At 42.2% G+C, this 24,827-nt stretch carries 18 protein-coding genes and 1 tRNA gene; 14 read left to right on the forward strand and 5 right to left on the reverse strand.

All coding sequences use genetic code 11. The annotated features are described in order from the left end of the window. Nucleotides 1–197 precede the first annotated feature (197 nt). Nucleotides 198–527, reverse strand: coding sequence for a cupin domain-containing protein (locus tag FM107_RS06325; RefSeq protein WP_086947670.1), 330 nt, complete (start codon nt 525–527; stop codon nt 198–200). Nucleotides 528–615: 88 nt separating this feature from the next. Between FM107_RS06325 and FM107_RS06330 the strand changes: the two genes are divergently transcribed. Then, on the forward strand, nt 616–1,182 hold the full coding sequence (locus tag FM107_RS06330) for a pentapeptide repeat-containing protein (protein WP_086947671.1): 567 nt from the start codon (nt 616–618) through the stop codon (nt 1,180–1,182). Between the two features lie 44 nt (nt 1,183–1,226). On the opposite strand, the gene FM107_RS06335 is transcribed toward FM107_RS06330, so the two are convergent. Beyond that, nucleotides 1,227–2,087, reverse strand: coding sequence for an endonuclease/exonuclease/phosphatase family protein (locus FM107_RS06335; RefSeq protein ID WP_086947672.1), 861 nt, complete (start codon nt 2,085–2,087; stop codon nt 1,227–1,229). Between the two features lie 592 nt (nt 2,088–2,679). On the opposite strand from FM107_RS06335, the gene FM107_RS06340 reads away from it, so the two are divergent. Then, nucleotides 2,680–3,048 carry a family 16 glycosylhydrolase gene (locus tag FM107_RS06340; RefSeq protein ID WP_086947673.1) on the forward strand — a complete coding sequence of 123 codons (369 nt, stop codon included), beginning with the start codon at nt 2,680–2,682 and terminating at the stop codon, nt 3,046–3,048. Between the two features lie 369 nt (nt 3,049–3,417). Here FM107_RS06340 and FM107_RS06345 read toward each other — a convergent pair whose 3' ends face one another. After that, complete coding sequence (locus tag FM107_RS06345) at nt 3,418–4,515, reverse strand: SGNH/GDSL hydrolase family protein (RefSeq protein WP_086947674.1); 1,098 nt, start codon at nt 4,513–4,515, stop codon at nt 3,418–3,420. Then, nucleotides 4,512–5,219 (reverse strand): FadR/GntR family transcriptional regulator, encoded by a 708-nt coding sequence (locus FM107_RS06350; RefSeq protein ID WP_086947675.1) that lies wholly within the window; start codon nt 5,217–5,219, stop codon nt 4,512–4,514. Before FM107_RS06350 ends, FM107_RS06345 begins: the two co-directional genes overlap by 4 nt. A 130-nt stretch (nt 5,220–5,349) precedes the next feature. Here FM107_RS06350 and FM107_RS06355 point away from each other — a divergent pair, with 130 nt between their 5' ends. The 9 genes from FM107_RS06355 to FM107_RS06395 all read left to right on the forward strand — a co-directional run bounded on the left by FM107_RS06355 (nt 5,350) and on the right by FM107_RS06395 (nt 20,213). Next, nucleotides 5,350–8,730 (forward strand): SusC/RagA family TonB-linked outer membrane protein, encoded by a 3,381-nt coding sequence (locus FM107_RS06355; RefSeq protein WP_218778930.1) that lies wholly within the window; start codon nt 5,350–5,352, stop codon nt 8,728–8,730. A 19-nt stretch (nt 8,731–8,749) separates the two neighbouring features. Then, entirely contained in the window at nt 8,750–10,303 is a 1,554-nt protein-coding gene (locus FM107_RS06360; RefSeq protein WP_086947676.1) for a RagB/SusD family nutrient uptake outer membrane protein, read from the forward strand. A 131-nt stretch (nt 10,304–10,434) separates the two neighbouring features. Further along, entirely contained in the window at nt 10,435–11,358 is a 924-nt protein-coding gene (locus FM107_RS06365) for a dihydrodipicolinate synthase family protein (protein WP_086947677.1), read from the forward strand. Next, a complete protein-coding gene (locus FM107_RS06370) occupies nt 11,358–12,491 on the forward strand; it encodes a hypothetical protein (protein WP_086947678.1) in 1,134 nt (377 codons plus the stop codon). Before FM107_RS06365 ends, FM107_RS06370 begins: the two co-directional genes overlap by 1 nt. Nucleotides 12,492–12,497: 6 nt before the next feature. Then, nucleotides 12,498–13,742, forward strand: a complete 1,245-nt coding sequence (locus tag FM107_RS06375; protein ID WP_086947679.1) for an MFS transporter — start codon at nt 12,498–12,500, stop codon at nt 13,740–13,742. A 1-nt stretch (nt 13,743) separates the two neighbouring features. Next, entirely contained in the window at nt 13,744–15,837 is a 2,094-nt protein-coding gene (locus FM107_RS06380) for a GDSL-type esterase/lipase family protein (protein ID WP_086947680.1), read from the forward strand. 2 nt (nt 15,838–15,839) lie between these two features. After that, nucleotides 15,840–17,018: an AGE family epimerase/isomerase gene (locus FM107_RS06385; protein ID WP_086947681.1), complete on the forward strand. Its 1,179-nt coding sequence runs from the start codon at nt 15,840–15,842 to the stop codon at nt 17,016–17,018. Nucleotides 17,019–17,052: 34 nt separating this feature from the next. Next, the gene (locus FM107_RS06390) at nt 17,053–19,041 is read left to right on the forward strand and encodes a beta-N-acetylhexosaminidase (RefSeq protein ID WP_086947682.1); all 1,989 of its coding nucleotides are present in this window, start codon (nt 17,053–17,055) and stop codon (nt 19,039–19,041) included. Between the two features lie 11 nt (nt 19,042–19,052). Beyond that, nucleotides 19,053–20,213 (forward strand): exo-alpha-sialidase, encoded by a 1,161-nt coding sequence (locus tag FM107_RS06395; RefSeq protein ID WP_086947683.1) that lies wholly within the window; start codon nt 19,053–19,055, stop codon nt 20,211–20,213. A 658-nt stretch (nt 20,214–20,871) separates the two neighbouring features. Here FM107_RS06395 and FM107_RS06400 read toward each other — a convergent pair. Continuing rightward, nucleotides 20,872–20,945 (reverse strand) — tRNA-Met (locus tag FM107_RS06400). A 391-nt stretch (nt 20,946–21,336) separates the two neighbouring features. Between FM107_RS06400 and FM107_RS06410 the strand changes: the two genes are divergently transcribed. The 3 genes from FM107_RS06410 (at nt 21,337) to FM107_RS06420 (ending at nt 24,599) form a co-directional block, all read left to right on the forward strand. After that, nucleotides 21,337–21,717, forward strand: a complete 381-nt coding sequence (locus FM107_RS06410) for an START-like domain-containing protein (protein WP_086947962.1) — start codon at nt 21,337–21,339, stop codon at nt 21,715–21,717. Nucleotides 21,718–21,848: 131 nt separating this feature from the next. Next, a complete protein-coding gene (locus tag FM107_RS06415; protein WP_086947685.1) occupies nt 21,849–23,309 on the forward strand; it encodes an LptF/LptG family permease in 1,461 nt (486 codons plus the stop codon). A 75-nt stretch (nt 23,310–23,384) separates the two neighbouring features. Continuing rightward, nucleotides 23,385–24,599: a bifunctional 3,4-dihydroxy-2-butanone-4-phosphate synthase/GTP cyclohydrolase II gene (locus tag FM107_RS06420; RefSeq protein ID WP_086947686.1), complete on the forward strand. Its 1,215-nt coding sequence runs from the start codon at nt 23,385–23,387 to the stop codon at nt 24,597–24,599. The last annotated feature ends 228 nt before the right edge of the window (nt 24,600–24,827 follow it).

The following is a 24,827-nucleotide window of genomic DNA, read 5'->3' on the forward strand; positions in this document are numbered from 1 at the left end:
TTTCGAGGATACACGATTGTTATCCCCGAATATTACTAATAATGAAACAAGTCTGCAATTGGAGGTGGCACTTGTATGTATTCACTGTTAAACATTGCCAAAAATATGAAACAATTATGATTTTTGAGACGAACAATAGCGGTTCATGCTGCTGAACAAAAAATGCTTATCGTACAATAAAGTGCGACGTGATTGGATTACAGAAAATCATCTCTTCTGGGCGTAAAAGAATCGATCAATACACCTTTTTCGAGACACTCACAGCCATGCCACGCATTAGTAGGGACTATACAGCCGTCGCCACTGTTCAATAGTTGTTGCTTATCCCCAATGGTATATAAAAACTTGCCTGACTGTACGTATGAAGTTTGCACGTGCGGATGCTGATGTACTTCACCGATAGCGCCGCTTTCAAATTTCACGGATACCAACATGAGATCCTGGTTGTGAACAAGAACCTTACGAAAAACGCCTTTGCCAAGGTCCACCCACTGTTTTACCGCATCTGTACCAAATAGTTCATTCATCGCCTTTTGTTTTCACAAATATATCTATTCTTATTACAATTGTACGCGGGAAAGTCTAAATTTGCTCGTTAAAAAGTGAATAAAGACGATGTACATTCAGGAGAAAATATTTAAAAAGGTAAATAATCAAGCGTTCCAAACAAAGGGGGCCGAATTTGAAAATTGCGTATTTGATAGCTGTTCATTTAATCAAGGGGATTTCACGGATTCAAAATTTATCAGCTGCTCGTTTGTAGACTGCGACCTCAGTAGCGCTATACTTGCACGCACATCCTTTCAAGAAGTCAAGTTCGAGCAGTGCAAAATGATGGGACTAATATTTGATCGATGTGATACATTTGGTCTATCCTTTGCTTTTGAAAGCTGCCAACTTTCGTATTCCAGTTTTTTCAATCTAAAGATCAAACAAACCCATTTCAGTGACTCCATCTTGCACTATGTCGATTTCTCCCAGACGGATCTCTCCGATGGCGTTCTTAATAACTGTGATTTAGATCGTGCAACTTTCGGGCAGACAATACTTGAAAAAACCGACTTCAGAACGTCCTTCAACTACATCATCGATCCGGAAAACAACAAAATAAACAAAGCGAAATTTTCTTTATCCAGCATCGCAGGATTACTAGCAAAGTACAACATCAAGATCGAACGTTAACGTACAACAAAAATCAATAATTCGCTACACCTGCGGCAGTATGATTAAAATTTAACCAGACAGGAAACCGGCAAGTGGTCCGAGGGATAATGGTCGACATTATACACATCAGAAATCACCTGATAATCCAGCACCCGAACGCCGGGGCTTACAAAAACGTAATCGATTCGACCACCCGGTGTGCCTTGGAATACCCCACCAGGAAAACCTGTACCCTCCACCCCTTTTCTTGGCGTTTCCGACACGGCATAACTATCCGATAGAAGCTCACTTATTGCCTTCACTTGCGTAGTCTCGGGTGTCGAGTTAAAATCACCTACCAGGAAGGTCGGTAAATCACCCGCAATTTCTTTAATTTTCGTAACAATTAATGGGCCGGATTCCTGTTTTGCAATTTGCTTACGCCAATAAAAATGGGCATTAAAAAAATAGAACACCTTACCCGTATTTTTCTCCTTAAATTTTGCCCATTGGCAAACTCTTCTATCCGTTGCATCCCATCCAATACTTGGTACCGCCGGCGTTTCACTCAGCCAAAACACATTAGACTCGAGTAAAACAAACTTTTCTGGCTTATATAAGATAGCCGCATTATGAAGATCGCCTTTGCCACCATAGGGATGCGCAACACACTTAAGTGTCGGTAAAAGTAACTCCAGATCCTTTAGTTGTGCTGAATCCCCCTCCTGCGTCCCTACGATATCAAATTCATGTTCTGTAATTAAGTCAGCAAGTGGCTGTTTTCGTATATCCCACCCATTACCGCTTTTAACATCTGCTTCTGCTGCATACCGGATATTATAACTTGCAACACGAACCTCCGCTGAATCTGTGTTTTGACAATAGCCTTGCAAGAAGATGAACTGCCAGACCAATAGGCCGATAAAATATTTAAGGTGCTTCATTAAAAATATTCTTATAATTCACTGTAGTTATAAACGGCAAGATACCATTATGACGCAATATATGTAACTCTTTATTCGAGTTTATGGCCAAAACCCTGACAATTTAAAACAGAAGCTAGTCAATAGTGATGCCGCAAAATATCCAGATCAATTCCAACACGCAAAGTATTCAATATTGGTTCAAAACTTATTAATCCGCATTAAAATAAGTTTTATTATGAAGTACATAAAAAACAAAACGATTACATTTATCTCTCTATACTAATCATTTACTTGTGATTAAAAAAAAAGTATACTAACCAAGTACACACAACGTGACTAATAAATGAACGTGCACAATTTAAAATTACTTTGCTTCGTACAGCTCGGAAGTTGGATAAGCTGCACCACTTTAAATTCCCGAGTAAATCCATAAAAAACAAAATTAGCATTCGATAAAGATGCGGCAATGAGCACGGCGCCGTTAGACGGCTGGTAACTCATTTTTGTCGACGAATTTACCAGTGAAGGAAATTTCGACTCCTTGAAATGGAGTTTTGCACCACGATAGCACCCAGCTTGGGCAAAATATCTTACCGAATCACCCGCATATGTGTCACAAGCAGGGGGAAATCTATTGCTACGGAGGGACAATCAAGCAATTGCAGGTGACCCAGTCCCATTTAACTCTGGTGAAATCCAAACTACTGAAGAGTTTAATTTTACGTATGGGAAAGTCGAAGTTCGCGCTAAATTTAATCACGGACGCAGGTCTTGGTCCACAATCTGGATGATGCCCAACGTACCTGTAGCTTACGGTAATTCGGCAAAAAGTGGTGAAATTGATATTATGGAGCATGTAAATACGAAACCAGTCATCCATCAGACGATCCATAATGGCGCGGTACGATCGATGCCTATAATACCTATGGTATTGTATAGGAAGCGGGTAAAATCAACTTTTACGGGAATGGAGTTTTAACTTATACGTACAACGAACCAGCAGATTCAACGTCTGCCAGCTGGCCGTTTGATATGCCTTTCTACCTTATCCTAAATCAATCAGGTGGTGCTGGCCGGGTTCAATCATAAATACAGATCTTCTCTTTCAAATGCAAGTAGAATATGTTCGCGTATATAAAAAGCGGGGGAAATAAAATGCCGCCTCAACGGGCATAATTAAATTCATATGAGTCTTCTCATCGTGTTGCAGGTGGCCCGACAAGCAAGCGCAGCACGATAATCTGGAAATACCAGCACGGCACAATGTTGTGCTGTGCTGGTATGCATAACCTAGGAGTGAGAATAGTCACCAAGCGGTCGTGTCATCGCTAGAAAACCCACACGGTGATTACCGCAAAAATTGTTCAATCAACCGCTGATATGCATCTGAAATTTTAACCATCCCAAAGTCATTTGGATGTGCGTAGTCCACAGTCGAATTAATATCTAGCGCGATATCCGCATTGCGTAAATGATACAAATTCTTCACGCCGGCCTGTTTCAGCTTTTCAAAACTCGCAAGCCCAGCCTGCGTGGTTTGCTCATAGAGCGTGTTATCCGTCTCGTCTAATATATTCTTATTAAAACCCGAGGAATGATCAGTCAACACGATGGGTGTATTCGGCTGTGAAGCTCTCAACTGATAAACAGCCGCCTGAATTAATGAATCAATACGCTCTGTGTTTTCAGGCGTAACCCCTGTTAGATTAGGCAAGCAATCGAGGATAATGACTCGTGAAGGTGTGTTTGCAATCAAATCAATAATCGGTTTTTCTAGACGGCCGTTGCCCGAAAACCCCAAATTAATAACGGGTGTATTCAGTGCACGTCCGAGCAGGTTACTCCAAGCCAATCCGGGGCGACTTGCGCAGCCTCCTTGAGCGATGGAAGTACCGTAAATGATTATCGGGCTTTCCTCCTCTTTCTGAAATTCAATTGTAGCATCACTTGACACACCAATCTCCATCCAAGTTACTGTGTTATATAACGGAAGATACAACCTATAGATCCTATGGGAGTTTTCCTTTACGGGTCCAAAACTATAGGTGATGGTATCTTTAAATCGATAGTCCCCTGGTGTCCAATACCATTCTCCGTTATTGTTGGATGCATAAAGGTCTAAACCGCTAACGCCCGTTTTAGGCATATGCGGCATATCCAGTGCACCGCTTACGGTATATCGTACTTGAATTTCCTTTGCGTTAGTCTTAAAATTCACGTAAACACCGGCATTATTTGTCCCGAGCGCCCAAACCGGTTCACGTACAACACTTTTCACCGAATCGGGTAACCGGTTATATCCCGTGATATCATTATCGGCTAGCCGTCCTTGCAAAACCCCTTCATTAAGTGGGTCAATCCAATTTATCGGTAACTGCGCCGTTGCGACAGAACAGATGAATACCATACTAAGTATGCTAAAAATATTTCTTATGTGCTTGTTCATGATATAATATCTAAAATACGCGCAAAATGATTATTAAGATGTTGGCGAATCGCTTTGCGATACGCTTCCGCATCTCGTTTTTTTAAAATCTCTACCAGCTCCGCATGTGATACAAAATCGCCTTTTACAATCGGACGCTCGAGAAAACTACTTTGGTGAACATATTGGAAGATTGGAATTAGCAACTCTTGCAACTCTAGCAACACCTTGTTTTGCGAAATTGAGTAAAGTTTGCCATGAAACCGTATCTCATCATTTACCTGCCAAGGTGCGGCTGTATCCCCCGACACAATAGTCTGCGCGATCGTTTCAAGTTCTTCTATATCTCTGTCCGTAATTTTGTTAACAATAAAGTCTGCCATTCCCACTTCCAGTGCTAAACGCATTTCAAACATATCCTTTAGCGTGGTATTATCTAAAATCGATGGATGAAATACTTTTCGTAAAGGTCCAAGTACATCCGGGTTACAAATGACAGCCCCCTTGTGTTTTTTCGATTCAATCAGTCCGATTGTTTTTAACCGCAGTAAGGCTTCACGAATCACCGTTCGGCTGACCCCGAAACTTTCTGACAAATCTAATTCTTTCGGGAGTACATCGCCTACCTTAAGCTGCCTCTCTTTAATGTATTCCATAAGGCGCTTTTCAACCTTATCTACTAAACTTGACGTATCAATTTCGCCCAATCTTTCTTGTGATTCCATGGTATCAATGAGTTAAGAAATATTTCCCTTTCACAATTATATCGAAAAAAATTTGACAAATGAAATATTATGTTATACATTTGAATATAATTATTATGTTATACATAATAAAAACACTAATTATTCTATTATGATAAAATTGCATTCTACTAACCACAAGAAGCTATTTTTATTGCTTCTTTTCAGTCTAGCACAAGTAATTACCTATGCGCAGACTATCTTAAAAGGAAAGGTCACCGATGAGGCGGGCACCGCCCTACAAGGTGTGAGCGTTTCAAATCCCAAGTCTGAAAATTCTACATCTTCAAATGCGGATGGCACATTTTCCATTCAAAGTACCGCAGGCGACCAACTTGTATTCAGCTTCGTTGGTTACGCCAGCCAAACACTCCGCCTTACGAGTTTAAATTTTCTTGAGATAATCCTACTAACTGATGATCAGCAACTTGAAGAAGTTGTCGTCATGGGGTACGGGACGGTAAAACGATCAAAGTTAACAGCTTCTGTTTCTACTTTAGATAAAAAGGTTTTGGAATCAGGTATGCGCGCGAACCCTGCGCAAGCACTTGCTGGAACTATTCCCGGCGTGCGCGTGGCAACTGGGTCCGGACGACCTGGAGCCATGCCCTCAATCGTACTCCGGGGTGGTACGCATTTCGACGGATCGGGTAGTCCTCTAATTCTGGTCGACGGCCAAGTGCGTAGTAGCTTATCGGATATCAATCCCGAAGAGATTGAGCGTATTGATGTTCAAAAAGATGCTGCTGCAACCGCAATATATGGGGCTCGAGCTAGTAACGGGGTAATCATCGTTACAACCAAAAAAGGTAAGTTGGGTACATCATCACTCGATCTAAAGATCAACAGAGGTATCAACTACCTGAATTCTCCCTACGAGTTCTTAGATGCGGAAAACTATGTAAAATGGAACCGCTTAGGAGCGGTTCAGGCCATCAAAGCCGGCACGTTAGCAAACACAACCTTAGGAAGTCCAAGTCCTCGTGGCACCGGAAACTTATATTTCGACAGCGATGGTGTAACGCCACTTGACGGAAACTATGACACCCGTGCACGCTGGAGTCTAATGCGTCTGAACGATCAAAACCGGTTCTTATTGGACGAAGGTTGGAAGACAATGAAAGACGTCGTGCCGACGGATGTGTCAGGAAATTACGACCCCAATGGTCAGTATTATGATTTGTTATTCGAAGAATTCAATTACCGCGATGTTGCCTTTCACAAAACATCTGCAACGCAAGATTATAATCTTTCGTTCTCCGGCGCGGGCGATAACGGGTCATACTACAGTAATATTGGAATCTATGACGAGAAAGGACTTTCATTAAATACATTTTATCGGCGATACAACTTTACTGTGAATGCAGATTATAAGATAAAAGATTGGTTAACCTCCGAATCTAGAATCAATTATACACGTGCAGACTGGCGAGACCAGACGCTTTATAACGGTGAATCAAACTATTGGGGCCGTATGAGCTCGGCCCCTCCGACGCTACGCTCCAAAAGCCCAACTACTGGCGACTGGATCTTAGGCCGTGATGCGAGTGATGGAAACCCGCTCGTCAATGTTGATAACTTTAAAAGGGACTATCAGAATGACAAATTTACATTGAATCAAGCCCTAGTTGTGAAGCTTCTTCCTGAACTGTCGTTTAAGTTAAATGGTATATTATACTACGAAGAAGAATACCGCGAAACATTTGATAAAGATTTTCGTTCTGGATTCCTCAGTTACTCCAACCCCGATGCAGGTTGGAACAGACAACGCTCAAATGCGGCAAATTTCTGGCGAAATATTAAACAAACCTACAACGCGGTATTGAACTACGATCAGACCTTCGGAGTTCACAATGTAAACGCATTGGTCGGTGGAGAGTTCTACGATTCGTACCGCCGCGGATTGGGCGCTTCGGGCAGCTTAGGCCCTTCCGATGATTTGTACTCGCTCGGTTTAACATTAAACACCGCAGAAAATCCAACCCGAGGAACGAGTTCATTCCACTATAACGATCGTATTCTTTCGCAATTCGGTAACGTAAATTATGATTATGATGGAAAATACATGGCGTCGGTTACCTATCGAGTCGACGGGGTATCGCGTCTATCGCCTGATAAACGCTGGGGTATCTTCCCTGCCGCATCAGTCGGTTGGGTTGTTACGCGTGAAGATTTTATGCAACAGAGCTCCTCGTGGTTAAACTTCTTCAAGTTACGCGCGAGCTGGGGTAAAAATGGAAACATCGGAATTGGTACGAATGATCCGATCACCGAGTATCAAGTTCAGGGGCAATATGGAACAACGGGACTATATAATCAAAATACAGGATTCCTATTCACGCAGCCACCTCTAGGGGAGTTAACTTGGGAAAAAACCAATACGACAGAAGTGGGGGCAGATTTCGCATTTCTTAACAACAGACTTACATTTTCAACAGCATTTTATAACCGCATCACGGACGATAAATTAGCTTATATCAACCTCCCTACATCGGCAGGTATATCCTCTATCCGTACCAACAACGGTACGATGCGTAATCGCGGTATCGAATTTGATTTAGGATACAGGTTCATCGATAAAGGTGATTTTAAATGGTCAATTCATGCAAACGCAGCCTATGTTCGCAACACCGTAATGAAGCTTCCGTTCAATGGAAATGACAATAACCGTCAAGGTGGAACACAAGTATTCGATCCTACGAGCCAATCATTGGTTTGGGTGGAAGGACTTCAAGAAGGTATGGAATGGGGCGACGTCTACGGTTTCCGTATGAAGGGAATTATCCGTACCGAGCAAGATCTCGCAAATTATAATGTCCGTGACGATGCTGCTGGTGAAGTATGGTATGGTGCATCAATAGGGAAAAAGGTCGCGAGTGAGCAAGTCATTCAAGAACAGGGATTAACCGGTTATTTAAAAACACAACTCGGTGACGCGATGTGGGATGATATTAATGGCGACGGCGTTATCGATAAGTCTGACCGCATAAAATTAGGTAATTCACTTCCTAAATGGACTGGCGGTTTTAATACAACGGTGAGTTACAAAAACTTCTCCCTATTTGCACGCATGGACTACGCTTTGGGGCACGTTCAAATGGATCAAATGCAGATGTGGGCACTCGGCTTCTTCCAAGGCGAATTCAACGCGACCACGCTCGTGAACGATACTTGGACTCCTGATAATCCAGGCGCTAAATTTCCACGTTATGTTTGGGCCGATCAACTCAACGCAAAGAACTTCGACAGACCGAGCGATATGTTCTGGAAGAAATCCAACTACCTTGCTTTTAGAGAGGTAACATTGAGTTACGCCGTTCCACAGGAATGGCTTAGCAGAGCAAAGATTTCCGGGTTAACATTATCCGTCACCGGACAAAACTTAGGCTATATTACAAACAAAATGAACGTCTTACCTGAACGTACAGGTTTCCAAAACAGTGCGTATACAATACCCACGATGTTGATATTTGGTGGCAAGATTACGTTTTAATTTTTTTAAGCAAATAATTATGAAAAAGTATATAAAAATAACAGCTGTCGCTTTATCCATATGGACTTTTGCGGCCTGTAATAAGCACCTTGATTTTGCACCCGAAGATTTCTATGCTGACGGTAATTATTGGCAAAATGAGACACAGATAGATGGTTTTATGACCGGTATCCACAGTGATCTTCGCGGCGATCAGTTCACCTTAATACGACTGGGTGAGATGCGCGGCGGCGGGCTCGAAAATCAAGCACGAATGGATGTTTCTTTAAGTGATTTGGGTATCATAGAACACAATCTAACAGAGGTTTCACCAGGTATTGCGCATTGGGGCGGGTTCATGAATACCATACTTCAAATTAATCTGTTTATCAACAAAGTCGAATCGATCACCTTTTTAAGTGAGGAGAAAAAAGGGGAATATCTAGGTCAAGCGTACGGGCTGCGTGCTTTTTTTTACTTTCATTTATTACGCACTTACGGAGGCGTTCCACTACGCCTTACGGCCGATGTTATTCTCAACAAACCCGATCCGGTAGAATTGCGATTAGCGCGCTCCACAGAAGCAGAGGTATTAACTGCAATCAAATCGGACATCGCCTCCTCCCTCTTAAACTTTGGAAGCTATCTTGGACCTGATAAAACGTACTGGAATTTGAATGCGACCAGAATGTTAAAAGGCGAAGTGTACCTCTGGTCAGCAAAAGTATATGGCAACACGGCGGATTTAACGGACGCCAAATCAGCCTTGAACGATATAACGGGCTATAATCTACTGCCGGACTTCGCCGATGTTGTAAATGACAAACGGAATGACGAACTTATTTTGACGATTCCATTTTCGTACAACGAAGCAAACATGTCCCACACACATATGTTCACGTATGCCATTTCAAATTTTAATGGAATTTATTACAAAGATACCGTCGATACAAACGCAGAAACGATCATTGATCCTTTGGATATCGGACAATCAAATATTGGAGGAATCCAACGTTATGCCTATACCTACGAGCTTTTCCAGTCGTATGATTTAGGCGACCAACGTAGAGACGTTACTTTCTACGATTTTTATGCAATAGACAGAAATGCATCACCACAAAAGGTTACGATACGGAACACTGTATTAACTAAGTTTTTAGGTGAAGAGAACAACAATATCCATTACTGGGATAGTGATTGGCCGATCTATCGCGAAGCGGATCGATTACTGATGTTAGGTGAAATTGCTAACGCCGAAGGAGGCAACCCTGCGCAGTATATTCAGCCAGTGCGTGATCGGGCATACCGTGGCAACGACCCTACTCCATTTGTGAATAGAAGCAAAGACCAAAACGAACTAGCGATACTCGAAGAACGAAACAAAGAATTCGTCTTTGAAGGAAAACGTTGGTACGATATCCGCCGGATGACCTATGCGGGTAAACCTTTCGTATTTGAATCCGCGAGCCACCCTTACGGCGTTTTAAATGAAAGCACCCAGGCATATAAAGTATTGTGGCCAGTAGGTAATCAGGTGTGGACGGACGATCCACTAGTTGACCAAACACCTGGTTACCCGACAACAAAACCTTAGTCAGTTTTTAGCTAAGTAACCTATTTGAGAGCTAATGATTTTCCAGTTTCGTTAGTTCTCGTTTTGGGTTCTCTTTAAACAGATATGTTAGTAAGTACAAATACCCAACTTTCGAAGTTAAATTTAAAAAAATGCATACAAAAAAAATAGAAGGCCTGATCGCAGCGCCATTTACACCATTTGATAATCAGGGAGAAGTAAACACCGATGCCATACCTGCCTACTACCATTTTCTAAAGGCAAACAAAGTGGTAGGAGCTTTTATATGCGGCTCTACGGGTGAAGGTGTATCGATAACCTTTCAAGAAAAAATCAAAGTCATGCAAGCGTGGGCAGCATTAACCGCCCAAGATAAAGACTTCACATTGATGATGTTTCTAGGAGGAACAAACATTAAAGAATGTATGGAACTTGCCCGAGTTGCAGAAGATTCTGGAGTGGACGTAGTTTCATTTACTGCACCATTCTATTTCAAACCAGCAAATGCAAAACAACTTGCATTATGCTGTGCGCAAGTCGCTTCGGCGGCACCTAATACCGCCTTTTACTATTATCATATTCCAGTACTAACAGGAGTAAACATAGGCATGCTTGATCTGCTCAAAGAAATCGACGGCTTGGTCCCGACCTTCCAAGGAATAAAATACACCCATGAAGATTTTATGGATTTCCTTTCGTGCATGAATTACAACAATCGTAAGTACGACATGCTTTGGGGCCGCGATGAAAACATGCTTTCTTCTTTAGTACTCGGAAGTAAGGGAGCCGTAGGTAGCACCTACAACTACGCCGCTCCGCTGTATTTGGATCTTATCGAGGCTTTTCAGCAGGGCGATTTGGAAAAAGCAAACGCGCTGCAACAAAAATCAATCGACATGATTACTTTACTGGGCAAATACGGTGGTATAGCAACCGGGAAAGCATATATGAAACTCGTTGATATCAACTGTGGCGAGTTCCGACTTCCGATCGCCAATATGAGTCAGGGCGATTTTGCACACTTTCAAAAAGACGTACAAGCACTGAACTTTGAATCATTCAAATCAAAAATTTAATGAAACTTAAACCTGCAATACTCATGATTACGGCCATAATTACCGCTTGTGCATCAAAGCGTGGAAACTATCAAGTTCGCTGGAATGCGAGTCAAACGCTTCCTCAACAACAGGATGGCCAACGGCACCTCGGGGTAGCAGGACCGATTACAGGTGTTATCGGCGACCACTTGATTGTTGCCGGTGGTGCCAACTTTCCCGCCAAGAAACCATGGGAAGGCGGAGCAAAACAATATCCGCAAGAATTATATATCTTCAAAATCGATGGCGATCATATTTCCCTACAAAGCAAGCGGTATCTCGATAAGGGGGTTGCCTATTCCGGCAACTGTTCGGTGAATGATGCGCTCTACACAGCGGGCGGAGAAAGCAAAAATGGCATCATTGCCGAGACAAGAAAATTCACCTTCCAGCAAGATTCGCTCAGCCAAGAGAATCTTGCGGATTTACCGCAGCCTTTGACCAATGGTTCGCTCGTGGCTGCAAATAATCGGCTTTACTATATTGGCGGAGAGAACCAAGATCATGTCTCCGACAAAATATATAGTCTTGAACTCTCTTCGAAAACCAACCAGTGGAAGGAAGCATATACACTTCCGTATCCGCTAACGCATGCTGTGGTCGTTTCCAATAACGTTCATAAAATCTATATCGCAGGCGGCAGAAAGCGAAACGATGGTGCCTTAAGCACGATATACGACAAGGTGCTAGCGATAGATATTGCCAGTGGTGCAACGCAGGAAATTGGACGTTTACCAGAACCATTGGCTGCAGGAACCGGAATATTGGACTCTTCAGGAGATTTATTTATCTTCGGAGGAGATAACGCCGAAACCTTCCATAAAGTCGAAACTATTATAGCTGAATTAAATAAAACAACAGACCCTGTACAAAAAGAACGCTTGAACGCGCAAAAGGCGCAGCTCCAAAATGACCATCCAGGTTTCAGTCATCAATCTTGGTCCTACGACATCGGGCAAAAAAAATGGTATCCACTGTCGCCTGTTGCCGGAGAAAGCCCCGTAACCACCTCGGCAATAATCTATGGAGATCAAATCATTATCCCGAGCGGAGAAAAACGTGCCGGTGTGCGTACAGATCAAATTTTAATTGGAAAAATTGACAGAAACTAAAATAGCATGTTAAAAAATACTAAACAATACGCATGGGTCGTCGTAGGCCTCCTTTGGTTTGTTGCGCTACTGAACTACTTAGACCGGCAGATGTTATCAACGATGCGTGAGTCAATGCAAGTAGATATTGTAGAATTACAGACAGCCGAAGCATTCGGGATTCTCATGGCTATTTTTTTGTATATATACGGCTTTATGAGTCCGGTCGCAGGTGTAATTGCCGATCGAGTAAATCGTAAATGGCTGATCGTGATAAGCCTTTTCATCTGGTCAGCAGTCACCTATGCAATGGGTGTCGTTGACAACTACGACCATCTACTTATTTTACGAGCAGTAATGGGAATAAGCGAAGCCTTATATATTCCTGCAGGGCTTGCACTGATCGCCGACTATCATACTGGAAAAACTAGATCATTGGCTATCGGTATACACATGACAGGCCTGTATATGGGGCAAGCCTTGGGGGGATTTGGCGCCACGCTTGCCGCGAGCGTGGGATGGCACTCCGCATTCCACTGGTTTGGAATTGTCGGTATCGTCTACGCGATAATCCTAAGCTTTTTACTGCACGAAAAAAGTCGTGAGCCCCATACTGACGGTATGCTCCGGACACCGATTAAGATACCATTTCTTAAAGGACTATCTACGCTTTTTTCAATGACTGCATTTTGGGTAATTTTATTTTATTTCGCCGCGCCTAGCCTACCGGGATGGGCAACTAAAAATTGGCTTCCGACGTTGTTTGCCGATAGCTTAAATATCCCGATGGAGCAAGCAGGTCCGCTGTCAACGATTACGATCGCCGCTTCGTCTTTTGTAGGCGTAATCATGGGAGGAATGGTCAGTGACCGATGGGTTTTAAAAAACGTCCGAGGACGCGTATACACCAGCGCAATCGGTTTAGCATTCACGATCCCTTCATTGATTCTTCTGGGGATGGGCACCACTTTTCTCACCGTAGTCGGCGCAGCAATATTATTCGGAATAGGTTTCGGTATATTCGATGCCAACAATATGCCTATTCTCTGTCAATTTGTACCCTCGCGTTTACGTGCCACGGCATATGGATTTATGAACATGGTTGGTGTATTCGCCGGTGCGGCCATCACACAGGTATTAGGTAAATTTAAAGACGAAGGACATTTTGGAAATGGCTTTGCTACCTTGGCAGTTGTCGTCTTGGCCGCGCTCTTACTCCAATTATTTACGCTTCGTCCGAAAGTAATCGATTTTACCGATAAACAAAAATAACATGACATTAATTTTGAAACGCTTATTACTACTTTGCTTGCAGGTGCTACTTGGCCTGTCGGTGTATGGGCAAACCAAAACCCGGGTTGCAAGCATTGGAGATTCTGTCACTGAAGGAAAGGGACTAGAAAACTCTGAAGAAAATTCCTATCCGGCCACCCTAGCTAAATTACTGGGATCAAACTACGAGGTGAAGAATTTTGGACACAGTGGTGCCACACTTCTTCGTAATGGGCACAGGCCATACAATAAAACCAAACAATTCAAGGACGCATTAACGTATAAAGCTGATATAGCAGTCATACATTTAGGGTTAAACGATACGGATCCGAGAAATTTCCCACACTTCCGCAACCAATTTATAAGCGACTACCTGTGGCTTATTGACACCCTGCGTCAGGATAATCCGAAGATAAAAATTTTCATTTGTCAAATGTCTCCCATATTTACGGGGCATCCGCGATTCTCCTCAAGTACGTTCGACTGGTACCATGCACTACAAAAGCAGATAACACATGTTGCTAACACGAGAGATTTACCCATAATTGATTTGTACACCGCTTTGCATAATCGGCCAGATCTAGTGACGGATGCTCCCACGTTACATCCCAATGTTGCAGGAGCCACGCTAATTGCCCAAACGGTCTATCAGCATATTACCGGTAACTTTGGTGATCTGAAACTTCCCTCCGTTTTTGGGAAATATATGGTTGTCCAGCGAGATAAGCCGCTAAAGATATGGGGCACGGCAAATGCAGGAACATGTACGAGCGTTATATGGGATGGGCATACGCAGCATACAACGGTTTCCACAGATGGCCATTGGGAGCTAACGTTCCCAGCACCGAAGCTGAGTCCAAAATCAAAAACACTGATTGTTGAGAACGGCCAAAGTAAATTCACTTTTGATCAAGTGCTCGTAGGCGATGTATGGCTTGCGGCAGGACAGTCGAATATGGGCTTCCGGTTACATCAAGCCTTCCGCGGCGATAGCTTAGCTGATGCGTCCGGTACAGACCCGAACATACGGCTATTACAATTTGAAACGGCAGCGAACACAGACAATACAGCATGGGATTCGCTTACATTGCAGAAAGCCAATGAGCTGGAATTCTTCTCGGGCACTTGGCATGAAAACAACAGAAAAAATGCTGAGAATTTTTCGGCGATTGGCTATGCATTCGCTAACGAGATATCGCGTGAGGTAAACGTTCCTATCGGAATCATTTCTCTTGCAGTGGGCGGGTCCCCGCAACTTGCCTGGCTTCCGCGCCTAACTTTAGAATCCAATCCCACATTTGTACAATCTCTTCACCCGTGGCGCCAAAGCGATTACTTAACGCTATGGTGCCGTGAGCGCGCAATGAAAAACCTCGAATTATCCAATTCCGCGTTCCAACAGCACCCCTATGCACCGTCTTATATTTACCAGGCGGGAGTAGCACCCATGGTACCGTTTTCTATTCGAGGGATAATTTGGTATCAAGGAGAAAGCGACGCTGATAACGCCGAGCTATATCAAAAGCTATTCCCTGCATTTGTGAAAAGCGTTCGCCAAGCGTGGCACGATGACCTTCCTTTTTATTATACGCAGCTTTCAAGTATCGAGCGCCAATCCTGGCCGCATTTCCGTAATGTACAGCGCTTACTGTTGCGTGACATTCCCAATAGTGGGATGGCCGTATCCAGCGATATAGGTAACCCAAATGACGTACATCCAAAAGAAAAAATCATCGTAGCAAAACGATTAGCGCAATGGGCGCTGTCAAACGAATACGACAAGAGTAATATTCCTTCTGGACCACTTTACAAAAGCTATAAAGTTATAAAAAACATTATCGAAGTGGATTTCGATTATAAATACAATTTGCAAACAAATGACGGCTCTCCTGTCCGAGGGTTCGCATTCCAAAGAAGTGACGGTAAGTTTATGGTGGCAAACGCGCAGATTGTAGACGATCGCGTGCACTTGGAGATGCCTCGGAATTCCAAACTTATGACCCTAGTGTACGGATGGGACCCCGTCAGTAGAGGAAACTTAACCAATGATGCAGGCCTACCAGCAAGCACATTTAGTATATTATTAGAGAAATAAAAATGGATAAAGAAAAACTCATTGCCCTTCGCGAATTTTATAAAAAACAACTCTTGGAGGACACGGTACCATTTTGGTTCCCGCGTTCCTACGACAAAGAAAATGGTGGATACCTCTTAATGCGCGATGGTGATGGAACATTAATCGATACCGATAAAGCGGTATGGATTCAGGGCCGCACTTGTTGGTTACTTGCCACTTTATACAATACCATCGAACCACGCCAGGAATGGCTTGAAGGTGCGCGGCTAGGTTACGAGTTTTTACGTGATAAGTGCTTCGATACAAATGGAAAAATGTATTTCCACGTTGACCAACTAGGGAATCCCATTCGCATGCGACGTTACTTTTTCTCCGAAACATTTGCTGTTATTGCATTTGCTGCTTACGCTAAAGCCTCGGGGGACCAACAGGCAGCAGATAATGCACGTGAATTGTTCGGCATCTGTCTAGAATATGCAAATGGGGAACGCCCAATTGAACCAAAATTCGAAGATACTCGCCTCACAAAAGGCATAGGTATACCGATGATTATGATCAACACCGCGCAGCAGCTTCGCGACACTATCGGCGATTCTCGATGTGATGAAGCTATTTTGGGGTGGATCCATCAAATTGAGGATAATTTTGTGAAAGATGACATTCGTTGCGTTATGGAACAGGTGAGTGCAAACGGCGACATCGTTGATCATATTGACGGACGGACATTAACCCCTGGTCATGCTATCGAAGGTGCTTGGTTCATTCTACATGAAGCAATGTATCGAAAAAATGACACCAAACTCATTGATCTGGGTTGTCGCATGCTGGACTATATGTGGGAACGCGGTTGGGACGAAGAACACGGAGGAATACTATATTTCCGAGATGTATACAACAAACCTGTACAAGAATATTGGCAAGATATGAAATTTTGGTGGCCGCAAAATGAAACAATTATAGCAACTTTATTGGCCTACTTACTTACAAAAGACAAAAAGTACGCAGCAATGCATAAAAAAATTCACGATTACGCCTACGCACATTTTCATGATAAAAAAAATGGTGAATGGTTTGGCTATCTACACCGTGACGGACGCATATCGCAGACCGCCAAAGGAAATATGTTTAAAGGGCCATTTCATTTACCGCGTCAAGAATGGTACTGTTGGTCTGTTTTAGAAAACGAACTCAACAAATAGCATGCGAGTATCCCACATTTACAATCTAAATTCAATGAAAAGCGACAATTACGACAATGGATATGCTGCCATATTTTTTAGTGCGGTAATATTTTTTTCTACGTTATTTGTAAACATTTCTACGACAGCCGCCCAACAGTCACTTATTCCCATGCCTACAGAGGCCTCTTGGACAAGCGACGTATTAGACGTAAAGCATGGTATTACTGTTGAAACAGATAACCCATCGCTTGAAAATGAATACCAGCTAGCAACTACTGTTATTGCTGGATTAAACATAACAGCGACCAAATCGGATAAAAAAGGTAGCACGCCGACGTTATTGTTAAGCTTGTCGGAAAAGGGCGACAAAAACATTCAACCCGAAAGCTACCAACTTTCCGTTAACAAGGATGGGATAACGATCAAGGCGAGTGACAAATCTGGACTGTTTTATGGTTTACAAACACTCAAACAATTTGAAATTAACAATCATAAAATCCCCTTTTGTGACATCAATGATAAGCCTGCCTTTGCATGGCGCGCTTACTTGGTGGATGTAGGTCGAAATTACCAGCCCCTGGATATGCTCAAAAAACAGATCGATGTGATGGCTGCATATAAGCTAAATGTGTTACACTTCCATTTCACAGAAGATATTGCTTGGCGCTTGGTCAGTGAAAAATATCCCGGTTTAACCGACGCCAAGTATATGACCCGCGGGAAAGGACTGCATTACACCCAGAAAGAATTCGAATCATTAATTGATTACTGTGAAGAGCGTCATATTACCTTCCTTCCAGAGATCGACATGCCTGGACATAGCAAAGCCTTTAGCCGCTTTTTCGGGGTTGATATGCAATCCGACTCTGGAATGATATATATCAAGGAACTACTTAAAGAGTTTTCAGAAACCTACCCCGAACTCCCCTACATGCATATCGGTGGTGATGAAGTGAAAATTACGAACAAAAACTTCATGCCAGAAATAACTCGCTATGTTGAAAGTCTGGGGTATAAAACTATTGGTTGGGATCCCGGAAGCAATCTTTCCAAGCAGACAATCAGGCAGCTATGGATGGGTGGCGCAAAAGTAATCCTAGAGGAAGGTGCAGTCCAACACATCGACTCCAAACACCTCTATATTAACCATATGGACCCATTAGAAACGGTAACAACACTCTTTCACAGAAAGATCGGCTTACAAGACTATGGTCACGCTAACCTCTTAGGTGGAACCTTGTGCGTATGGCCCGATCGAGCCGTGTTAAAGCCTGAAGATATATTATATCAAAATGCGGTTTATCCTTCAATACTCACCTACGCGGAGCGAATATGGCGAGGTGGTGGCGAGACCGATTGGATCTGTAACGTTATGCCATCAGGTTCCCAAGGATACCAAGAATTTGAGGAATTTGAAACCCGCTTACTTTTCCATAAAAAAAAATACTTCCATGACGAACCGTTCCCATACACAAAGCAAACGGATATTACTTGGAATCTTGTCGGGCCCTTTGAGAACGGTGGTGATCTAACCAAGGGTTTCGCCGTCGAACAAGCAACAGACTTGAGCGAGTACCCGATTTTCAAGAAAATAAAAGGAGGAACGTTCATTTTGCGCCATTGGTGGAACGATGTCATAAAAGGCGCTATCGACAATCCACAGGAAAACACGACTTGGTATGCATATACCCAAATATGGAGTGACAGCGATCAAGTAAAACAGTTTTGGATAGGATTTAACGACCTGTCGCGTTCTTACGCAAGCGACTCCCCTTCGCTGGGGACATGGGATACGCAGAAAAGTGCCATTTGGGTAAATAACAAGTATATTGCCCCTCCTACCTGGAAACAAGCAGGAATAAAAGGAGATATCGAAACTCCACTTATCGATGAAGGGTACTCATTCAGAAAACCTAAAAAAATAAAATTGAAAAAAGGCTGGAACAATGTCCTCGTGAAACTCCCCGTTGGGAGCTTTCAAGGTAGAACCTGGGATAATCCAATAAAATGGATGTTCACCTTTGTTCCATATAACATTTAAATTAAAATCAAATGAAGAAGAGAATCTATCTTACAATCGTTTCCTTATTGGCTATTTTTGCCATCAGAGCACAGGAAGTTACGGTATTCGAGTCAGGAAAAGATGGCTATGCAAGCTTTCGTATTCCAGCAATTATTAAAAATACAAATGGTGACCTCATCGCATTTTCGGAAGGGCGCGTCGATCACGCAGGTGACTATGGAAATGTAGATATCGTATACAAAATTAGCCAAGACCAGGGAAAAACATGGGGAGAAATTCAGATTGCTGCAGACTACGATAAACTACAGGCAGGTAACGTAGCCCCCGTTGTTGATGAATTTGATCCTGCCTACCCCAAAGGGAGAATATTCATGTTCTACAACACCGGAAACAATCACGAACACGAAGTTAGAAAAGGAAACGGGTTGCGTGAGGTTTGGTATATTACCTCTACAGATGGCGCTAAGTCTTGGTCGGAACCACAAAACATTACTACCCAAGTACATCGACCAAAACAACCTACCATGAATGCTGCCTATAATTTCAAAGAAGACTGGCGCACGCACGCGAACACGCCGGGACATGCAATGCAATTTAACTCCGGAAAGTATAAAGGAAGACTCTATATCCCCGCAAACCACTCGGAGGGGACGCCAAAAGAAGCCGGCAAAGATTATTTTGCAAACGCCTATTACTCGGATGACCACGGTAAGACCTTTACGCTGAGTGAAACTATTCCTTTTGAAGGAGGAAACGAATCCATGGCTGCACAAATTTCGCAGACCGAACTTTATATGAACACTCGTAATCAACAAGGTAATGTACGCCAACGTATTGTCAGCTACTCGAGTGATGGCGGAGTTACGTGGGATACCACATTTTACGACAAGAAACTTCCCGACCCTGTAAATCAAGGAAGTACACTTTCCTGGAAGAAAGGACAAAAATATATTCTCGCAGTATGTAACGCTGCCGATACGAAAGATAGAGACAATCTAACACTCCGACTGTCGAAGGACGGAGGAAAATCGTGGTATTTTAATAAAACAATCGCCAAGGCGCCTGAGGGTAAAGCAAATTCTTACGCCGCCTACTCAGACATTGTTTTGATAAATAAGAAAACAATTGGTGTGTTCTATGAAAAAGAGAACTATCAAAAAATTGTTTTCAGCCCTGTTAAAATTAAATAATTGGATCGACTGCCGATAAATCGGCAGTCCCCTTAAAACAAAACTTGAGGGGATTTCTTTTTTAATGCAAATCCGATTTTTATCACCGTAAGCTACTTGGGCCTTTCTCGCTGACGTAATAATTAAGCTAGCGGATTTGATATTATTGGATATATTCCATACGCATAACATGAAAAACACCTACAGTGATCTGAGTTTTCTTGAAAAACGCACACAAAACAACATAAATACAGTGAATAACTCGCTCATATGACGAATTGGGTGGCAGGTAGCTTAAATGACTAGTGAAACTTACGATCATAGACGAAACACCATTGCTTACAGGAGATCATTTTCACCTCGATTTTGACTACTTTGTCACAGGCATCATGACAGATCCCGCTTATACTTGATTCAAAGGGTCGACGGTATACATCTCCCGTTTCCTATCGGTAACCGAAGTAGGGAAAAAGCGCCTATTGACATCTCCGTCATTTGGACGTTGACAGTAGCCAATGACCCTGCGAAGAGAGATTCCGAATAACTTATGGATCTTATTTATTACAGAACTAAACAACATATAAACAAGCAATATGGTATATCTTATATTTGCCAGCAACTTATAAAAAAAAAGAGGCATTCCAGAATTAGCTCTGAATTATGCCTCTTTTGCAATTTGTAGCGGGGAGCAGGATCGAACTGCCGACCTCAGGGTTATGAATCCTGCGCTCTAACCATCTGAGCTACCCCGCCGTTTTGGTGATGCAAATATAGCAAATACCATCAATATGCAAAGTAAAAAATATAAAATTAAGCGTAAATTGCTGTGAATAAATACGGAAAAGACTCATTCTTAATTCGATATTTTCTTTTGAAAAAAACACCGTTACATTAATATATTCAAGAAATAGAAAATATTTTTTCAAATGCATGTATAGAGGATCCGCAGAGACTTGTTCGAATAATTTATCTCTGTGGTGATTAAAAACCTATTATTGGGCTACTTTTGCAATTTTGTCGGCAAGTTCAAAGATAATTGTATTTTATTTTTGTTTTAATTTTGAATTCCAAAATAAAACTGTATTATTACAAACAGCACGATGCGTCGATGTTGTTAAAAACAATAATTGCCAAAATAAATCACATGGAACAAAAAATTGAAATTCATTTAGAATACATCATAAATTCGTCTCCTCGAATTTTATTTCCATTTATTCAAGAACCTAATGCTTTATCGCAATGGTTTGCTGACGATGTGAATTTCAAAGATGGTATCTACGAGTTCATTTGGGACGATGAAGTCAACTTAGCTCGGCTAGCGTCTGTTAAAGACAACAAGTCCGTGCGATTTAAATGGATTGAAGACGAGCCTTATTACTTCGAGATTGAAATTATTCAGGATGAGCTGACGAATGATGTTGCGTTGTCAATTACAGACTTCGTAAAACAAGATAACTTAGAGGATCGTAAACAAATATGGAATAATTCGATCGGATATCTACAAAGTGTTATCGGTGCGCAGTAGACTAAAAGCGGGCATTGGTATGCGCTCTTCAAAATATTCGAAAATCCGTTGAACACGAACGTTCGAGAAATAACAAATACAGAAAAAGTAGTATCTTTGTGGCTGATATTCCGCTATAATATCTATTGTGCATGAAGAAGATACATTTACTAATTTTACAAGCATTTATAAGACCGTTCCTGGTATGTTTTTGTATCGTGATGTTCGTTCTTCTGATGCTTTTTTTATTTAAGTATATAGACGACTTAATTGGTAAAGGTTTTGAATGGTATGTGCTTTTGGAGTTAATTGCATACCAATGTGCCGTACAATTATCAATGGCATTACCACTTTCAATGCTGCTATCATCAATCATGACGTTTGGTAACTTGGGCGAGAGCTATGAGTTAGTAGCGATCAAAGCGGCGGGCTACTCACTACGTAAAGCGATGACACCGCTCATCTTTCTAGTCACCCTCTTCGCTGCAGGCTCCTTCCTGTTTTCCGATTATATTCTGCCCGTGGTGAACTTGAAAATGGGTTCATTACTATGGGACGTGCGAAATAAAAAGGCTGATTTTCTAATTAAACCGGGTATATTCAACAATACAATACCTGGATATTCTATTCGTGCTCGAACAAAAAGTGACGACGGTACGATATTGAAAGATCTAATGATTTACGATCACAATACGGGAAATACGGCGAACAACGTCCTTTTGGCAAAGGAAGGCTTTATGCAAAACTCTGCCGATAATAATTACATGATTCTACGCCTAAAAGATGGCGTGCGTTACCAAGAATCGCGAACGCAGAATGCAAAGCGTTATGATCCACGCCAACAGTTCACCCGATTCCGATTTAAAGAAACTGAACAAAAGTTTGATATGGGTGCCTTCCAAATGAAAAGAACGGACGAGAGCTTATTCAAGTCTCACCACTCTATGCTAAACCTTAAACAGTTGAGGCTATACACAGACTCGAATCAAATTCAACTAGACAGCGTTTCCCGAATGGTATTTCAGGAGACAAAAAATTACATAAACTACCTTTCACCTTACCATCATGACGCAAAGGTTAAACCGGTAGAGGTTCCAAATTTTACAAATTTCTTAACAGACTACTTACCCACCGACAAACGACGAAATGTAATTAGTAATGCGTTAAGTCAAATTCAGCAATTAAACAACGTGTTCGAAATGAAAGAAGCTGAATATAAACTGTATTCCGAAAAGGATATTCGCTATAATATTGAATTTCATAGAAAATTCACGTTAGCTGTTTCCTGCTTACTTCTCTTCGCTATTGGAGCGCCGCTCGGCGCAATCATCCGTAAAGGGGGATTGGGGTTACCGGTCGTGGTAGCCATAATATTTTTCTTAATCTACCACATTATTTCCACCGTTTCCGAGAAAGCATCACGCGATGGAAGCTTGGAGCCATTTATGGGCATGTGGATGGCTATAATCGTCTTGACACCTTTAGCAGCATTCTTGACTTACAAAGCAACAACCGACTCCTCACTGTTTGACCTCGACCAATATAAATTGAAAATTGAGGCTGCATGGAAATGGTTTACTGCAAAATTCACCAAAAAATCATCTACACAATAAAGGAATATTTTTGACAAGTCTATTATACAAATAGCACGAAAGTACGCTACCTTTGCATCGAAAGACTAACACAACATGAGTACAAAATTAAATACAATCGAAGAAGCGATAAAGGACATCCAAGCTGGAAAAGTCATCATTGTTGTCGATGATGAAGATCGTGAAAATGAGGGTGACTTTGTGACAGCAGCGAGAAATGCGACCCCCGAGATAATCAATTTCATGGCTACACACGGTCGCGGATTAGTCTGTGCACCACTCACGCAACAGCGTTGTGAAGAACTTCATCTCGATTTAATGGTGGGTCAAAATACCGCCGTATATGAAACAAATTTCACCGTATCGGTCGATCTTCAGGGATATGGTTGTACCACTGGTATCTCCGCCTCAGACAGATCCAAAACTATCAAAGCTCTAATAGATCCGAATATTAAGCCAGAAGAATTAGGTCGTCCGGGACATATTTTCCCGCTTATCGCTAAAGATGGTGGTGTCTTGCGCCGTACCGGCCACACCGAAGCATCCGTCGATTTGGCTCGTTTAGCTGGATTTGAAGCAGCAGGTGTACTTGTCGAAATCCTTAAAGAGGATGGTGAGATGGCCCGTCTTCCAGACTTAATGGAAGTGGCTAAACGTTTTGATTTAAAAATCATAAGTATCGAAGACTTAATTGAATACCGATTAAAACACGACTCGCTAATTCAAGAAGAAGAAACTGTTGCAATGCCTACACAATGGGGTGACTTTAAACTTAAAGCATTTACACAAAAAAATACAGGCGAACAGCATATAGCCTTATACAAAGGCGAATGGAAAGAAGATGAGCCGATCCTAGTGCGGGTACACAGTTCTTGTATAACCGGTGACATCTTTGGATCTTGCCGATGTGACTGCGGACCGCAACTCCATAAAGCGATGGAGATGATTGAGGCCGAAGGAAGTGGCGTTGTCGTTTATATGAACCAAGAAGGTAGAGGCATAGGTCTTATCAACAAGTTACGCGCTTACAAATTACAGGAAAATGGCGTCGACACCGTAGATGCGAATATACAACTAGGATTTCAAGCTGACCTCCGTGATTATGGTGTGGGGGCACAAATTTTACGTCATTTAGGAGTAACCAAGATGCGTTTGATGTCTAACAACCCAACCAAACGTGCAGGTTTAGTCGGGTACGGTTTAGAAATAGTAGAAAACGTCCCTATCGAAATCACGCCTAACCCCTTTAATGAAGCTTACTTAAAGACCAAGCGAGATAAAATGGGTCATTTAATTCTTAAGAATTTATAACCCGATCTCGCATATTTAAAAGCGTCGTGCTCTGGAGAACCCGAGTCCGGCGCTTTTTTTAAAGACGTAAATGATCTCCGCTCCCCAAAGTATCAAAAGGTCAATACATAGGTATGCTCCCGAGTAGTTTATAATGGGTTTATGACTTCCGAAATTTAAATTCGCTAACTCATTTTTCCCAACTTTCACAAATCACAATGGAATTTAAAATACATAAGTTTTAAATCA

Source organism: Sphingobacterium sp. JB170 (assembly GCF_900163865.1).
Classification (GTDB): Bacteria; Bacteroidota; Bacteroidia; order Sphingobacteriales; family Sphingobacteriaceae; genus Sphingobacterium.

What these genes read in the sequence shown, in the direction of transcription:
- FM107_RS06370 (WP_086947678.1), top strand. Translation starts at nt 11,358, where the DNA reads ATGAAACTTAAACCTGCAATACTCATGATTACGGCCATAATTACCGCT.
- FM107_RS06415 (WP_086947685.1), top strand. Translation starts at nt 21,849, where the DNA reads ATGAAGAAGATACATTTACTAATTTTACAAGCATTTATAAGACCGTTC.
- FM107_RS06375 (WP_086947679.1), top strand. Translation starts at nt 12,498, where the DNA reads ATGTTAAAAAATACTAAACAATACGCATGGGTCGTCGTAGGCCTCCTT.
- FM107_RS06410 (WP_086947962.1), top strand. Translation starts at nt 21,337, where the DNA reads ATGGAACAAAAAATTGAAATTCATTTAGAATACATCATAAATTCGTCT.
- FM107_RS06385 (WP_086947681.1), top strand. Translation starts at nt 15,840, where the DNA reads ATGGATAAAGAAAAACTCATTGCCCTTCGCGAATTTTATAAAAAACAA.
- FM107_RS06325 (WP_086947670.1), bottom strand. Translation starts at nt 527, where the DNA reads ATGAATGAACTATTTGGTACAGATGCGGTAAAACAGTGGGTGGACCTT.
- FM107_RS06395 (WP_086947683.1), top strand. Translation starts at nt 19,053, where the DNA reads ATGAAGAAGAGAATCTATCTTACAATCGTTTCCTTATTGGCTATTTTT.
- FM107_RS06420 (WP_086947686.1), top strand. Translation starts at nt 23,385, where the DNA reads ATGAGTACAAAATTAAATACAATCGAAGAAGCGATAAAGGACATCCAA.
- FM107_RS06335 (WP_086947672.1), bottom strand. Translation starts at nt 2,087, where the DNA reads ATGAAGCACCTTAAATATTTTATCGGCCTATTGGTCTGGCAGTTCATC.
- FM107_RS06380 (WP_086947680.1), top strand. Translation starts at nt 13,744, where the DNA reads ATGACATTAATTTTGAAACGCTTATTACTACTTTGCTTGCAGGTGCTA.
- FM107_RS06355 (WP_218778930.1), top strand. Translation starts at nt 5,350, where the DNA reads ATGATAAAATTGCATTCTACTAACCACAAGAAGCTATTTTTATTGCTT.
- FM107_RS06390 (WP_086947682.1), top strand. Translation starts at nt 17,053, where the DNA reads ATGAAAAGCGACAATTACGACAATGGATATGCTGCCATATTTTTTAGT.
- FM107_RS06365 (WP_086947677.1), top strand. Translation starts at nt 10,435, where the DNA reads ATGCATACAAAAAAAATAGAAGGCCTGATCGCAGCGCCATTTACACCA.
- FM107_RS06350 (WP_086947675.1), bottom strand. Translation starts at nt 5,219, where the DNA reads ATGGAATCACAAGAAAGATTGGGCGAAATTGATACGTCAAGTTTAGTA.
- FM107_RS06330 (WP_086947671.1), top strand. Translation starts at nt 616, where the DNA reads ATGTACATTCAGGAGAAAATATTTAAAAAGGTAAATAATCAAGCGTTC.
- FM107_RS06360 (WP_086947676.1), top strand. Translation starts at nt 8,750, where the DNA reads ATGAAAAAGTATATAAAAATAACAGCTGTCGCTTTATCCATATGGACT.
- FM107_RS06345 (WP_086947674.1), bottom strand. Translation starts at nt 4,515, where the DNA reads ATGAACAAGCACATAAGAAATATTTTTAGCATACTTAGTATGGTATTC.